The organism is Streptomyces sp. NPDC049040 (assembly GCF_043197715.1).
Lineage (GTDB): Bacteria > Actinomycetota > Actinomycetes > Streptomycetales > Streptomycetaceae > Actinacidiphila.
Genome location: NZ_JBICTO010000006.1, coordinates 290,637 through 304,385, shown reverse-complemented (window position 1 = coordinate 304,385; position 13,749 = coordinate 290,637). Strand labels below are relative to the sequence as shown.

Genomic DNA, 13,749 nt, shown 5'->3' with positions numbered 1-13,749 from the left:
CGGCTCAGCCGTGGTCGCCTGCGCACGCCCGTACGGCGCTTCGAGCGCCCCGACGCACCACCTTCGAAGACCTGACGAACTTCCGGCCGCGCCCTAGTTCCGCAACGGACCAGAGCGCGACACGCCGGGCCTTACGAGAGGACACACCCGTGTCTGCGCACCTCCGTCCCGCGTTCCGCACCTCCGCCTCGCGCCACAGACTCGTCGCCGTGGCCGCCGCTCTCCCGCTGCTCCTCGGCTCCCTCGCGGCCTGCGGCTACGGCTCCGACAAGAAGTCGGACGACTCGAACTCCTCCGCACCGGCCGCGGGCAGCGCCGGCGGCTCCGCCACCACCGCGAAGCTCTCCACCGACGAGGTGAAGATCGGCTACTTCCCCAACCTGACCCACGCCACCGCGCTGGTCGGGCTCAAGGAGGGCTTCTTCCAGCAGGAGCTGGGCAGCACCAAGATCAAGGAAGCCACCTTCAACGCCGGTCCCGCCGAGATCGAGGCGCTGAACGCCGGGTCGATCGACATCGGCTGGATAGGCCCCTCCCCGTCGATCAACGGCTACACCAAGTCCAACGGCTCCAGCCTGAAGATCATCTCGGGCTCCGCCTCCGGCGGTGTGAAGCTGGTGGTCAACCCGAAGAAGATCAAGACCCTTGCCGACGTCAAGGGCAAGAAGATCGCCACCCCGCAGCTCGGCAACACCCAGGACGTGGCGCTGCTGAACTGGATCAAGTCCCAGGGCTGGAAGGTCGACGCGCAGAGCGGCAAGGGCGACGTGTCGGTGGTGCGCACCGACAACAAGATCACCCCTGACGCGTACAAGAACGGCTCCATCGACGGTGCGTGGGTGCCGGAGCCCACCGCGTCGAAGCTGGTCAGCGAGGGCGCGAAGGTCCTGCTCGACGAGGGCACGCTGTGGCCGAACAAGCAGTTCGTGATCACCAACGTGATCGTGTCGCAGAAGTTCCTGGCCGCCCACCCGGACGTGGTCGAGGCGGTGCTGCGCGGCTCGGTGAAGACCAACGCCTGGATCAAGGCCAACTCCGACAAGGCCAAGGCCGACGCCAACTCCCAGCTGGAGAAGCTGACGCAGAAGGCGCTCCCGGCGAACATCCTCGACCCGGCGTGGCAGTCCATCCAGGTGCTCGACGATCCGCTCGCCGCGACCGCCAAGTCCGAGGCCGACCACGCGGTGGCCGCGGGCCTGCTCAAGGCGCCGAAGCTGGACGGCATCTACGACCTGACGCTGCTCAACAAGGTGCTCAAGGCCCAGGGGCAGCCCGCGGTGAGCGCCGCGAACCTCGGCACGCAGTGACCGCAGTGCGGCAACGGCAGTAACCGCAAGCGCCCAGCAGTCGATCCGAGAACCCCAGGAGGTGACATCCATGGCCGACACTCTTGCCAGTGCCACCGCGCAGGACGCGGAAAGCGCCGCGTACGCGGCCAGGCTCGACCATGTGTCGAAGGCGTTCGGCAGGCCCGGCGCCCAGCAGCTCGTGCTGGACGACATCACGCTCGATGTGCGGCCGGGAGAGTTCGTGTGCCTTCTGGGCGCCTCGGGATGCGGCAAGTCGACGCTGCTGAACCTGGTCGCCGGGCTCGACAAGCCGTCCGCCGGGAGCATCGACGCTCCCGGCGGCCGGCCGGCCCTGATGTTCCAGGAGCACGCGCTCTTCCCGTGGCTGACGGCGGGCAAGAACATCGAACTGACCCTGCGGCTGCGCGGGGTGCCCCGCGAGGAGCGCCGTCCCGAGGCCGAGCGGCTGCTGTCGCTGGTGCGGCTGGGCGGCGCGTACGGCAAGCGGGTGCACGAACTGTCCGGCGGTATGCGGCAGCGGGTGGCGCTGGCCAGGGCCCTGGCCCAGGACAGCCAGCTGCTGCTGATGGACGAGCCGTTCGCGGCGCTCGACGCGATCACTCGTGACGTCCTGCACGACGAGCTGACCCGGATCTGGTCCGAGACCGACCTGTCGGTGATGTTCGTGACGCACAACGTTCGGGAGGCGGTGCGGCTGGCCCAGCGGGTCGTCCTGCTGTCGTCCCGGCCGGGCCGGATCAACCGCGAGTGGCGCATCGACATACCGCAGCCGCGCCGGATCGAGGACGCGGCCGTGGCGGAGCTGTCCGTCGAGATCACCGAGGAACTGCGTGGGGAGATCCGTCGTCATGGCCAGCACTGAGACACCCGGCGTGCAGGGCTCCGACGCACGCGACATCCCGGACGGCGACCTGCCGCCCGGCAAGGACCGTTCACGGGAGGCCGCCCGGGGCCGGCACGACATGTCGGGCCTCGAAGCGGGGCTCGACGCGCTGGACGCGGTGACCGTCAAGCGAGCGCCGGTCGGGCAGATACTCCTCAAGAAGGTGCTGCCGCCGGTGGTGGCGGTGCTGCTGGTCCTGGTGCTGTGGCAGCTCGCGGTGTGGGCGAAGCTCGCCGACCAGACGAAGCTTCCCAGCCCTTCCGCGGTCGGCCGGGAACTGGCCGACCGGTGGAACGCGGGCGACCTGTTCTCCATCATCTGGACCAGCGTCTCGCACGGCCTGCTCGGCTTCCTCGCCGCGCTGATCATCGGCACCCCGCTGGGCCTGGTGGTGGCCAGGGTGCCGCTGGTCCGGGCGGCGATCGGCCCGATCCTGTCCGGCCTCCAGTCGCTGCCCTCGGTCGCCTGGGTGCCGGCCGCGGTGATCTGGCTGGGCCTGAACAACTCCACGATGTACGCGGTGATCCTGCTCGGCGCGGTGCCCTCGATCGCCAACGGCCTGGTGGCCGGCATCGACCAGGTGCCACCGCTGTACCTGCGGGCCGGCCGCACCATCGGCGCGACGGGGCTGCGCGGGGCCTGGTACATCCTGCTGCCCGCCGCGCTGCCCGGCTACGTGGCGGGCCTGAAGCAGGGCTGGGCCTTCTCCTGGCGGTCGCTGATGGCCGCCGAGCTGATCGCGTCCTCGCCCGACCTGGGCGTCGGACTCGGCCGCTACCTGGAGAACATGCGGGAAGGCTCCGACATGGCGGGCGTCTTCCTGGGCATCCTGCTGATCCTCTTCGTCGGCATCGCCATCGACCTGCTGCTCTTCAGCCCGCTGGAGCGCTGGGTGCTGCGCTCCCGCGGGCTGACGGCCAGGAGCCAGTGACGTTGCGCCCCGGCCCGCCCACGCCCCCGCTGCTCGTCATCGCGCACGGCTCCCGCGACCCGCGGCACGCCGCGACGGTGCACGCGCTGACGCGGCGGGTGGCGGCGGCCAGGCCGGGGCTGCGGGTCGACACCGCCTTCCTCGACTTCAACGCGCCCTCGGTACCGCAGGCGGTCAGCCGGCTCGCGGCCGACGGCGTACGGGAGGCGGTGGCACTGCCGCTGCTGCTGACCAGGGCCTTCCATGCCAAGACCGACATCCCCGCGGTGCTGCGCGACGCCACCGCGGCGCTGCCGTCGCTGCGGCTGCGCACCGCGGACGTCCTGGGTCCCTCACCCCTGCTGACCGCCGCGCTCGAACGCCGGCTGTCGCAGGCCGGGCTGCGGCCCGGCGACCGCTCGTCGACCGGCGTCGTGCTGGCCTCGGCGGGCTCCACAGATCCGGAGGCGAGCGCGGTGATCGCAGAAATCGCGCGGGAGTGGCGGCACACCGGTTGGTGCGCCGTGCGGCCCGCGTTCGCCTCCGCGTCCCTGCCGCGTACCGAGGACGCGGTCAGGGCGCTGCGCGCCGAGGGTGTCAGGCGGGTCGCCGTGGCACCGTACGTGATCGCGCCCGGCTTCCTGCCCGACCGCATCGCCCGCGGCGCCCGCGAGGCCGGCGCCGACCTGCTGGCACCGGTGCTGGGCGCGGCCCCCGAGGTGGCCGGGCTGCTGCTGCGACGGTACGACGAGGCGCTGCGCCCGGCCGCCCTGCGGCTGCTGTCCGCCTGAGGCGGCAGGCGCCGCCGCATTGACCCCCGGACCCGGCCGCAACGGGTGTGGCCTGGGCCTTCCGCTGTCCGCGTGTAAGGGACACACACCGTCGGATGGTGGGGTTGTCCCCACCCTTGAGGGGGAGAAGGCCCGCCAGGAAGTCACCGGCAGGCCGGATGGGTCGGCGCCCCCGCGGCCCATAGCGTCATGGGTGGAAGGAGCGGCCCGGCGCCGCCACCCGAGACGATCCTTACAAGGGGGACACCGTGAGTCGCTCACGCGCACACGGCAGCAGGATGGGCATCGCGGCATCGATGGGCAGCTGGAGTGCACGGCACCGCTGGGCCGCGGTGGGCGGCTGGCTGCTCTTCGTCATCCTCGCGGTCTTCGTCGGCCAGGCGGCCGGCCGGGTCGACGTCGACCAGGACCGGTCGATGGCCGGCGAGGTCAGCCAGGCCGCCACGATCAACGACGACGCAGGGCTCAAGCCCCCGGCGAGCGAGATGGTGCTCGTCCAGGCCAAGGGCGCGGGCGGCGCCACCGACCCGGGCTTCCGCACGGTGGTCGGCGAGGTGATGACGGCGGTCAAGAGCACCGGGAAGGTCACCGCGGTCACCTCGCCCTACGACTCCAAGTCGATCTCCGCCGACGGGCGTTCCGCACTGGTGCGGTTCGACATGCTCGGCGAGGAGAAGACCGCGGCCGACCGGATCGACCCGGTGATGGACAAGGTCGCGCAGGTCCAGGCGCGGCATCCCGACCTGCGGGTCGAGGAGTTCGGCGACGCGAGTTCGGAGAAGGTGCTCAACGACGCCTTCGGCAGTGACTTCGAGACCGCCGAGTTCTCCGCCGTGCCGCTGGCGCTCGGCATCCTGCTGATCGCCTTCGGCGCCCTGGTCGCGGCGCTGCTGCCGGTGGCGCTGGCGATGACGGCCTTCGTCGCGGCCGGCGGCGTGGTGGCGGTGGTCAGCCACCTGGTGCCGATGAGCGACACCGCCAACTCCGTGATGCTGCTGGTCGGCCTGGCGGTCGGCGTCGACTACTGCCTGTTCTACCTGCGCCGCGAGCGCGAGGAGCGGGCCGCGGGGCATGACGCGGACACCGCGCTGCGGATCGCCGCGGCCACGTCGGGACGCGCGGTCCTGATCTCCGGCATCACCGTGATCGTGGCCATGGCGGGCATGCTCTTCACCGGCATCGGCGACTTCAAGGCCATGGGTGTGGCCACGATGATCGTGGTCGCCATCGCGATGTTCGGCTCGGTCACCGTGCTGCCCGCGCTGCTGTCGCTGCTCGGCCACCGGGTCGAGAAGGGCCGCATCCCGTTCCTGAACCGGCGCCGCAAGCAGGCCGCCGGCCGTCCCGCCGCGCCCGGCAACAGCCGCTTCTGGCGGTCCGTGCTCGGTCCTGTCCTCCGCAACCCCAAGGCGGCCACCGTCATCGCCGGCGGCGCGCTGCTGGCGCTCGCACTGCCCGCGTTCGGCATGAAGACCGCGAACCTGTCGATGCAGCAGGAGCTGGGCGACGGCCTGCCGATCATCCAGACCTACGACCACATCAACGCCGCCTTCCCCGGCGGCCCCGACCCGGCGCACGTGGTGGTCAAGGCGGCCGACATCGACGCCCCCGCGGTGAAGAGGGCCATCGCCGACTTCCGCGCCGAGGCGGTCTCCTCCGGCGCCAGCAAGGGCCCGGTGACCGTCACCGTGCACAGCGCGCAGAACGTCGCCAGGATCGACGTCCCCCTTGCGGGCGGCAGCGACCGCGCCAAGGCGGAGGCCGACGTGACGCTGCTGCGCGACCATGTGCGGCCCGACACGCTCGGCAAGGTCGCGGGGCTGCAGGCACCGGTCACCGGTGAGACGGCCGGCTCGATGGACTTCACCCACAAGATCACCAGCAGTGTGCCGCCGGTCTTCGCCTTCGTGACCGTCTTCGCCTTCCTGCTGATGCTGCTGTCCTTCCGGTCGCTGACCATCGCGGTGACCTCGATCGTGCTGAACCTGCTCTCGGTGGGCGCCGCCTACGGCATCCTCACCGCGGTCTTCCAGCACGGCTGGGGCGCGTCGCTGGTGGGCGCGCACGGCACCGGTGCGGTGGTGGCCTGGCTGCCGCTGTTCCTCTTCGTGATCCTGTTCGGGCTGAGCATGGACTACCACGTCTTCGTGGTCTCCCGGATCCGCGAGGCCAGGATGCGCGGCCTGTCCACCAAGGGCGCCATCCAGCACGGCATCACCACCACGGCGGGTGTCGTCACCAGCGCCGCGGTGATCATGGTCGCCGTCTTCGCGATCTTCGGCACCCTGTCGATGCAGAGCATGAAGCAGATGGGCGTCGGCCTGGCCTTCGCGGTGCTGATCGACGCCACCGTGATCCGCGGGGTGCTGCTGCCCGCGGTGATGACCCTGCTGGGAGACCGGAACTGGTACCTGCCGCGCTGGATGCACCGGCTCCCCGACCTCACCCACGACGAGTCGGCCCTGCCGCAGCCGCCGGCCGCCGCGCCGCACCCGGCCGAGCAGCTGCCCGACCGCGTCTGACCTGCTCTTTCCCAACCGGCAGTGCCCCCCTACCGACACGGTACGGGGGCACTGTCGGTGGTCGCGGCTACGGTGGAGAACATGACCGTACGGGAGAGCAGCGCAAGCGGAACGACGGTGACGGGCGCCGACGAGGTCGAGCGCGGTCTCGAGAAGCACCGGGTGGAGCTCACCGGTTACTGCTACCGGATGCTCGGCTCCGCCTTCGAGGCCGAGGACGCGGTGCAGGAGACGCTGGTCCGCGCGTGGCGCGCCGCCGACCGGTTCGAGGGCCGCTCCTCGCTGCGGTCCTGGCTGTACCGCATCGCCACCAACGTGTGCATGGACAGCCTCAAGGCGGGCAACCGCCGGGCCAGGCCGATGGACCTGTCCCCCGCCTCGCACGCCGACGCGGTGCTGCCGGACCCGACGGCGGACGGGATGTGGGTGGAGCCGGCGCCGGACGGGCGGGTGGTGCCCGAGGGCGGCGACCCGGCCGACGTGGTGGTCTCGCGGGAGACGGTCAGGCTGGCCTTCGTCGCCGCGCTCCAGCACCTGCCGCCGCGGCAGCGGGCGGTGCTGATCCTGCGCGAGGTGCTCGCCTGGAAGGCCAGCGAGACCGCGGAGCTGCTGGAGACCACCGTCGCCTCGGTGAACAGCGCGCTCCAGCGGGCCAGGGCCACCCTCGCGGAGGCGGGCGCCTCCGCCGACACCGCGATGCGCGACACGGCGCTCGACGAGGAGCGGGAAGCGCTGCTGGCCCGCTATGTCGACGCCTTCGAACGCTACGACCTGGCGTCGCTGACCACCCTGCTGCACGAGGACGCGGTGCTCAACATGCCGCCTTATCCGCTGTGGGTGACCGGTCACGACGACATACGCGACTTCATGGCGACCACCGGCGCGGGCTGCGAGGGGTCGCGGATGGTGCCGGTCGCGGCCAGCGGACTGCCGGGCTTCGCCCAGTACCGGCGGACGCCTGAGGGCGGTTTCCGGGCATTCGCGCTCCAGGTGATCGAGACCTCCGGCGGGCGGATCAGCACGATGACGTCATTCCACGACCCGGTCAGGCTCTTCCCGCTCTTCGGGCTCCCACTCGAACTCCCCGCCGAGCCCGGACAGCCGGACCAGGGTCCGCAGTCCGGGTGACGCGCCGCACAGCCGCACCCGGTGCCCGGTGCGGCGGGCGGCGAGCCCCAGCCTGGCGAGCGCGCCGAGGGTCGCGGTCGTGGCGGGCAGCCCGGCCGCGTCCACACTGACGGTCACCGGGCAGCCCTGACCTGCGGTGTTCCCGGGATCAGGGGCGGGCGTCGGCACGGGACCTCCCGGTCGGGGACCGCACGGAAGCGGCTTCGCAGATACCGACCTCCGCCGCGGTGCGAAGTCATCGCTCGCCGGGGTACGTATTCGGAGCGGATTGGCGGCAAACCAGGCGCGAATCGGGGGCGCACCAGTGGGAGACTGGCCGTTGTCCGTACACATGGGCGATGACGGCGGCATATGCGGGCGGGCGGGGCGGCGTGCTGCCGCTGCCGCCGGCGGACTTCGAAGGGGTCGGGGCATGGCGGAAGCGGTGTTCACGCAGGAGCGGGCGCAGGCGGTCCTGGAGACCGCCGGCCATCCGGATGCCGACCTGATCTCCTTCGGGGAGAACGCGGTCTTCGCGGCCGGCCGGCTGGTGATCAAGGTGGGCCGCGGCGCCGACCTGCTGGACCGCGCGCGCCGCGAGGTGCGCACCGCCGACTGGCTCGCCAAGCACGACGTGCCCGCGGTGCGCTCCGCCGAGTCCGAGGTGCGGCTCGTCGACGGCCACCCGATCACCTACTGGCAGCGGCTGCCGGAATCGCTGCGGCCCGCGGAGCCCGCCGACGTCGCCCCGCTGCTGCGGCTCGTGCACGCCCTGCCGGAGCCGGACTTCGGGCTGCCGCCGCGGGACCTGCTCGGCGGTGTCGAGCGCTGGCTGCGGCTGGCAGGCGGCGCGATCGACCCGGCCGACGCGGTCTTCCTGCGGGCGCGCAGGGACCTGCTGGCCCGCGCCGTCACCGACCTGGTGCCGCATCTGCCGCGCGGCCCGATCCACGGCGACGCCCTCCCCCGCAATGTCCACATCGGCCCGGACGGGCCGGTCCTGGTGGACCTGGAGACCTTCTCCTCCGACCTGCGCGAGCACGACCTCGTCGTCCAGACCCTCAGCCGGGACCGCTACGGGGTGCCGGCGGCCGCGTACAAGGCCTTCACCGACGCCTACGGCTGGGATGTCGCCGAGTGGGAGGGCTGCGAGGTGCTGCGCGGGGCGCGGGAGACGGCGGGCTGCGCCTGGGTCGCCCAGCACGCGGCCGCCAATCCCGCGGCGCGGAGCGAATTCCGCCGCCGGGTGGCGTCGTTGCGGTCGGGCGACCCGACGGTCCGCTGGTACTCCTTCTGACGCCCTGCTCCTGCGGGGGAAGGGCGCCCCTTGCGGTGGCCTGTCGCCGCCGGCCCCGCTGGCGGCCGGCTCGCGGCTCCCGGCGCCCCTGAAGAACGCTCACCCTCCGCGTGCACGGCCGGGCCCGAGGGGCGCCGGGGCTGCTCCGCCCGAGCGGGATCCCGCGACCGGCCGCGAGGCACCCGCAGCGCACCGCGAGGCGCGGACACAGCCGCGAGAGGCGGCGGCCCGGACCCGAAGACCGCGAGCCCGCGGAGGCGGACGGAAGGCCAGGACGCACCGCCAGGGGAAGCCGCCCCGAACTCCGGGCCCTTCGCGCCCTTCGCGCCCGGCAGAGACGGGCCGAGGGCCCGAACGGCACCGCCACGGGCGGCCACCCGGTGGCGTCGTGCGTACCCCGGGCGAAGCCCCCAAGGGGTGCGTCTCAGGCCGCCCGGTGGAGCGGCCAGTCCCGCGGGATCGGTGCCGCGGTCGCGTCCTGCCGGCGGAGCCAGGCCGTGAAGTCCTCGGCCCACGCGGCATACCAGCCGCCCTGGGCCGTGTGGAGGTCCCACAGGTCCGCCTCGCCGGCCTCGGGGAAGCGGGCGGCCAGCGCGCGGGCGACCCGGACCGCAGCCAGGGCGTCGGCGCCCGCGTCATGGGCGCCGTCGAGCACCACGCCGTAGACGCCGCAGGCCGCCTCCAGGGTGCGCTTGCCGCGCCGGTACTTGTCCAGGGCCCGGTCGATGACGAGCGGGTCGACCACGGGCCCCGGCAGGCCGCCCGGCGCGACCAGCGGCGGCAGCGCGTAGCGCCGCAGTTCCGCGTCCAGCAGGCTGAGGTCGAAGGGCGCGTTGTAGACCACGACGGGGACCCGCGCCGCCCAGTAGCCGCGCACCGCGTCGGCGACCTCGGCCACCACCTCGGGTGCCGGGCGGCCCTCCGCGGCGGCGCGTGCGGTGCTGACGCCGTGGATGGCGGTGGTCTCGGCGGGTATCGGCACTCCCGGGTCGGCCAGCCAGGCCCGGTGCCGCACCGGCTGACCGTCCTTCACCTCGGTGACCGCGGCGGTCACGATCCGCGCCTGCCGCGGATCCGTCCCCGTGGTCTCCAGGTCGAAGCCGACCAGCAGATCCTCGTGCCATGCCATGGCGTGTCCCCTTCCCGCCCCGTCTTCCCCCGTGTGCCCTGTCATCATCGCGCGCACCACTGACACTCCCCCGCGGCGCCCGGCAGCCCGGCGCCGCGGGGTCAGGAGACCGGGCGGCCGTCGCTCCAGATGCTCTCGAACTCCTCGCGGTAGACCTCGAAGAGCCCGGCCTCGGTGGGCCGGTCGTCGGCGACGACCCGGCGCGACCCGCCGCGCAGCACCATCACCGGCACCTCCATGCCGCGGGCCCTGCGCAGATACGACTGGACGACCGCGAGCCCCTCGCCGCTGTCGCCGTCGACGAGGTAGGCGGTGAAGCGCGGGGTCTCGTCGAAGACCTGGATCTCGAACGCGCCGGGGTCGCGCAGCCTGGCCCGCACCCGGCGCATGTGCATGATGTTCATCTCCACCGAGCGGCTCATCTCACCGCGTCCGAGCCCGAGTTCGCGCTCCCGGCGGCGGACCGCGCTGCTGGCCGGGTTGAGGAACAGCAGCCGCACCCGGCAGCCCGCCTCTGCGAGCCTGATCAGCCGCCGCCCCGAGTAGTTCTGCACCAGCAGGTTCAGGCCGATGCCGACCGCGTCGAGCCGCCGGGCGCCGGCGAACAGGTCCTCGACGGGAAGCTGCCGCTGGAGCCGCACCCGGTCCGGGTAGACGCCGATGACGTCGGAGAAGCGGTCGGCGACGAGTTCCTCGATGGCGTCGACCGGCAGCCGCTGCGCGGCGGTACGGGCGTTCCCGGCGCCCAGCAGTTCCAGCAGCCGCGCGCAGGCCCGCTCCGCCTGGTCCAGGACGGTGCGTGACAGGGCGCGGTTGCGGGAGACCACATGGCGGGCCACCTCCAGCTCGTCCAGGGCGAGTTCGAGGTCGCGGCGGTCGTCGAAGTACGGCTCGAAGCAGGGCCAGTGCTGGACGACCAGCTCCCGCAGCTGCGGCAGGGTCAGGAAGCTCAGCACGTTGTCGTCCGCAGGGTCGAGCAGGAAGCCCTTGCGGCGGCTCACCTCGCGTACGGCGACGGCGCGCTGCACCCATTCGTGGCCGGCCGGGCCCGCGGCCGCCACCACCCACTCGTCGCCGTGCACGGGTTCGTAGATGGGCCGCAGCACCGCGTTGACGACGGCGCGCAGCCGCTGTTCGACCAGGTTCAGCCAGACGTAGGCGCGCCCGGCCCTGCGGGCGCGGGTGCGCACCTCCGCCCAGGCGTCGGCGCCCCAGTCGAGCTCCGCTCCGATCTCCATGGGCTGGGCGAGAGTGACCGCTGTGTGCGGCCCCTCCACAGTGGTGTCGTGCTGGTCACCCTGCTCACCGCCTCCCGGGAGCATCAGACCTCCGGACGTCACCACTCCACCGCCTCCCACCCCCGTCCACGATCAAGGAAGGGTACTGCGGGGCGGGGGGTGTCGCAGCAGTATCGACCCTACTTGACTACTACCGGACAACCCCATCACTCGTACGGTCGCTGCCTGTTGTGGCTGTGTCACCCTCGGGTGGAAGCGGATGCAAGGATGACTGCTCGGCAACTTCGGCAACGCAACGCCGGGTGCGAGGACCAGTGACCGGGCCGCGCGGCCCGGTCAGGAGTGGAAGAGTCTCGACATGCAAGTCTGGCCGGGTCAGTCCTACCCCCTCGGCGCCACGTTCGACGGGGCGGGCACCAACTTCGCCGTCTTCTCCGAGGTGGCGTCGCGGATCGAACTGTGTCTGCTGCACGACGACGGTTCCGAGACGGCGGTGGAGCTGCGCGAGGCCGACGCCTTCGTACGGCACGCGTACCTCCCGGGGGTGATGCCGGGCCAGCGCTACGGATTCCGGGTGCACGGGCCCTACGAGCCGGCCCGCGGGAACCGCTGCAACTCGGCGAAACTGCTGCTCGACCCGTACGCCAAGGCGATGAGCGGCGACATCGACTGGGACGAGTCCGTCTACGGCTACCGCTTCGGGCAGCCGGACTCGCGCAACGACCTGGACTCCGCCCCGCACACCATGACCTCGGTCGTCGTCAACCCGTACTTCGACTGGGCCGACGACCGCCCGCCCCGCATCGACTACCACCGCACCGTCATCTACGAGGCCCACGTCAAGGGCCTGACGATGACCCATCCCGGTCTGCCGGAGGAGATCCGCGGCACCTACGCGGCCCTCGCCCACCCGTCCGTGATCGGCCATCTGGTGGAACTCGGCGTCACGACCCTGGAGCTGATGCCGGTCCACCAGTTCATCCAGGACCACCGGCTGATGGACGCGGGGCTGGCCAACTACTGGGGCTACAACACGATCGGGTTCTTCGCGCCGCACCACGCCTACGCCTCGCTCGGCGACCGCGGGCAGCAGGTGCTGGAGTTCAAGACGGCGGTGCGCGCGCTGCACCGGGCCGGCATCGAGGTGATCCTCGACGTGGTCTACAACCACACCGCGGAGGGCAGCCACCTCGGCCCGACCCTGTCGCTGCGCGGCCTGGACAACGCCTCCTACTACCGGCTCGGCGGCGACAAGCGCTACTACACCGACACCACGGGCACCGGGAACTCGCTGCTGATGCGCAGCCCGCACGTGCTCCAGCTGATCATGGACTCGCTGCGGTACTGGGTCACCGAGATGCACGTGGACGGCTTCCGCTTCGACCTCGCCGCCACCCTGGCCCGGCAGTTCCACGAGGTGGACCGGCTGTCGTCGTTCTTCGACCTGGTCCAGCAGGACCCGGTGGTCTCCCAGGTCAAGCTGATCGCCGAACCGTGGGACGTCGGCGAGGGCGGCTACCAGGTCGGCAACTTCCCGCCGCTGTGGACCGAGTGGAACGGGAAATTCCGCGACACCGTGCGCGACCTGTGGCGCGGCGAGAGCGCCACGCTCGCCGAGTTCGGCTCCCGGCTCACCGGCTCCTCCGACCTCTACCAGGACGACGGACGCCGCCCGCTGGCCTCCATCAACTTCGTCACCTGCCATGACGGCTTCACCCTGCGCGACCTGGTGTCGTACAACGACAAGCACAACGAGGCCAACGGCGAGAACAACCGCGACGGCGAGAGCTTCAACCGCTCGTGGAACTGCGGGGCCGAGGGCGACACGGACGACCGGCAGGTCAAGGCGCTGCGGCAGCGGCAGATGCGCAATTTCGTCGCGACGCTGATGCTCTCGCAGGGCGTGCCGATGCTCTCCCACGGCGACGAGTTCGGCCGCACCCAGGGCGGCAACAACAACGCCTACTGCCAGGACAACGAACTGGCCTGGATCGGCTGGCCGGACAAGCCGGGCACGAGCGAGGAGTCGGACGAGGCGCACCGGATGCACGAGTTCGTGCGGACGATGGTGTGGCTGCGGCGCGACCACGCGGTCTTCAGGCGCCGCCGGTTCTTCCACGGGCGCCCCGTGGAGGGCACGCACGACGAGCTGTCCGACATCGCGTGGTTCACCGCGCAGGGCGGGGAGATGACGCAGCGCGAGTGGCAGGCCGCGCACGCCCGCTCGCTGGTCGTCTTCCTCAACGGCAACGCGATCTCCGAGCCGGGGCCGCGGGGCGAGCGGGTCACCGACGACTCCTTCCTGCTGATGTTCAACGCCGCGCCCCGGGCGCAGGAGTTCCTGGTCCCGGTCAACCACGGCAAGGAGTGGCAGCTGATCGTCGACACCGAGCGCCCCGAGGGGGTGCCGCCCGGCGCGGGCGAGCGGGTCGCCGCGGGGGACCGCATCCTGCTGGCCGACCGCAGCATGGTGGTCCTCCAGCGGCCGGCGGACTGAGGTCCGCGGGCCTGATCGGCGCCGCGGCCCCGGCGCAGGCCGTGGCACGAGGAGCAGGACGGGGC

10 protein-coding genes are annotated in these 13,749 nt (G+C 72.2%); 8 read left to right on the top strand and 2 right to left on the bottom strand.

All coding sequences use genetic code 11. The features are described 5' to 3' along the window. Positions 1-149: 149 nt before the first annotated feature. The 7 genes from ACGFMP_RS18950 to ACGFMP_RS18920 all read left to right on the top strand — a co-directional run bounded on the left by ACGFMP_RS18950 (position 150) and on the right by ACGFMP_RS18920 (position 8,820). Positions 150-1,307, top strand: a complete 1,158-nt coding sequence (locus ACGFMP_RS18950; RefSeq protein ID WP_393673636.1) for an aliphatic sulfonate ABC transporter substrate-binding protein — start codon at positions 150-152, stop codon at positions 1,305-1,307. Positions 1,308-1,377: 70 nt separating this feature from the next. Continuing rightward, positions 1,378-2,172, top strand: coding sequence for an ABC transporter ATP-binding protein (locus tag ACGFMP_RS18945; protein WP_393673634.1), 795 nt, complete (start codon positions 1,378-1,380; stop codon positions 2,170-2,172). Continuing rightward, the gene (locus ACGFMP_RS18940; RefSeq protein ID WP_393673632.1) at positions 2,159-3,124 is read left to right on the top strand and encodes an ABC transporter permease; all 966 of its coding nucleotides are present in this window, start codon (positions 2,159-2,161) and stop codon (positions 3,122-3,124) included. Before ACGFMP_RS18945 ends, ACGFMP_RS18940 begins: the two co-directional genes overlap by 14 nt. 2 nt (positions 3,125-3,126) lie before the next feature. After that, positions 3,127-3,894: a sirohydrochlorin chelatase gene (locus ACGFMP_RS18935; RefSeq protein WP_393673782.1), complete on the top strand. Its 768-nt coding sequence runs from the start codon at positions 3,127-3,129 to the stop codon at positions 3,892-3,894. A 278-nt stretch (positions 3,895-4,172) separates the two neighbouring features. Further along, complete coding sequence (locus ACGFMP_RS18930) at positions 4,173-6,416, top strand: MMPL family transporter (RefSeq protein ID WP_393673781.1); 2,244 nt, start codon at positions 4,173-4,175, stop codon at positions 6,414-6,416. A gap of 81 nt (positions 6,417-6,497) precedes the next feature. Continuing rightward, positions 6,498-7,544, top strand: a complete 1,047-nt coding sequence (locus ACGFMP_RS18925; protein ID WP_393673630.1) for a sigma-70 family RNA polymerase sigma factor — start codon at positions 6,498-6,500, stop codon at positions 7,542-7,544. A gap of 412 nt (positions 7,545-7,956) precedes the next feature. Continuing rightward, positions 7,957-8,820: an aminoglycoside phosphotransferase family protein gene (locus tag ACGFMP_RS18920; protein ID WP_393673628.1), complete on the top strand. Its 864-nt coding sequence runs from the start codon at positions 7,957-7,959 to the stop codon at positions 8,818-8,820. 424 nt (positions 8,821-9,244) lie between these two features. On the opposite strand, the gene ACGFMP_RS18915 is transcribed toward ACGFMP_RS18920, so the two are convergent. Further along, positions 9,245-9,949, bottom strand: coding sequence for an exonuclease domain-containing protein (locus tag ACGFMP_RS18915; RefSeq protein WP_393673626.1), 705 nt, complete (start codon positions 9,947-9,949; stop codon positions 9,245-9,247). A 101-nt stretch (positions 9,950-10,050) separates the two neighbouring features. After that, entirely contained in the window at positions 10,051-11,289 is a 1,239-nt protein-coding gene (locus tag ACGFMP_RS18910; protein WP_393673625.1) for an SAV2148 family HEPN domain-containing protein, read from the bottom strand. A gap of 256 nt (positions 11,290-11,545) precedes the next feature. Here ACGFMP_RS18910 and glgX point away from each other — a divergent pair, with 256 nt between their 5' ends. After that, on the top strand, positions 11,546-13,684 hold the full coding sequence (gene glgX, locus ACGFMP_RS18905; RefSeq protein WP_393673624.1) for a glycogen debranching protein GlgX: 2,139 nt from the start codon (positions 11,546-11,548) through the stop codon (positions 13,682-13,684). Positions 13,685-13,749: the final 65 nt, after the last annotated feature.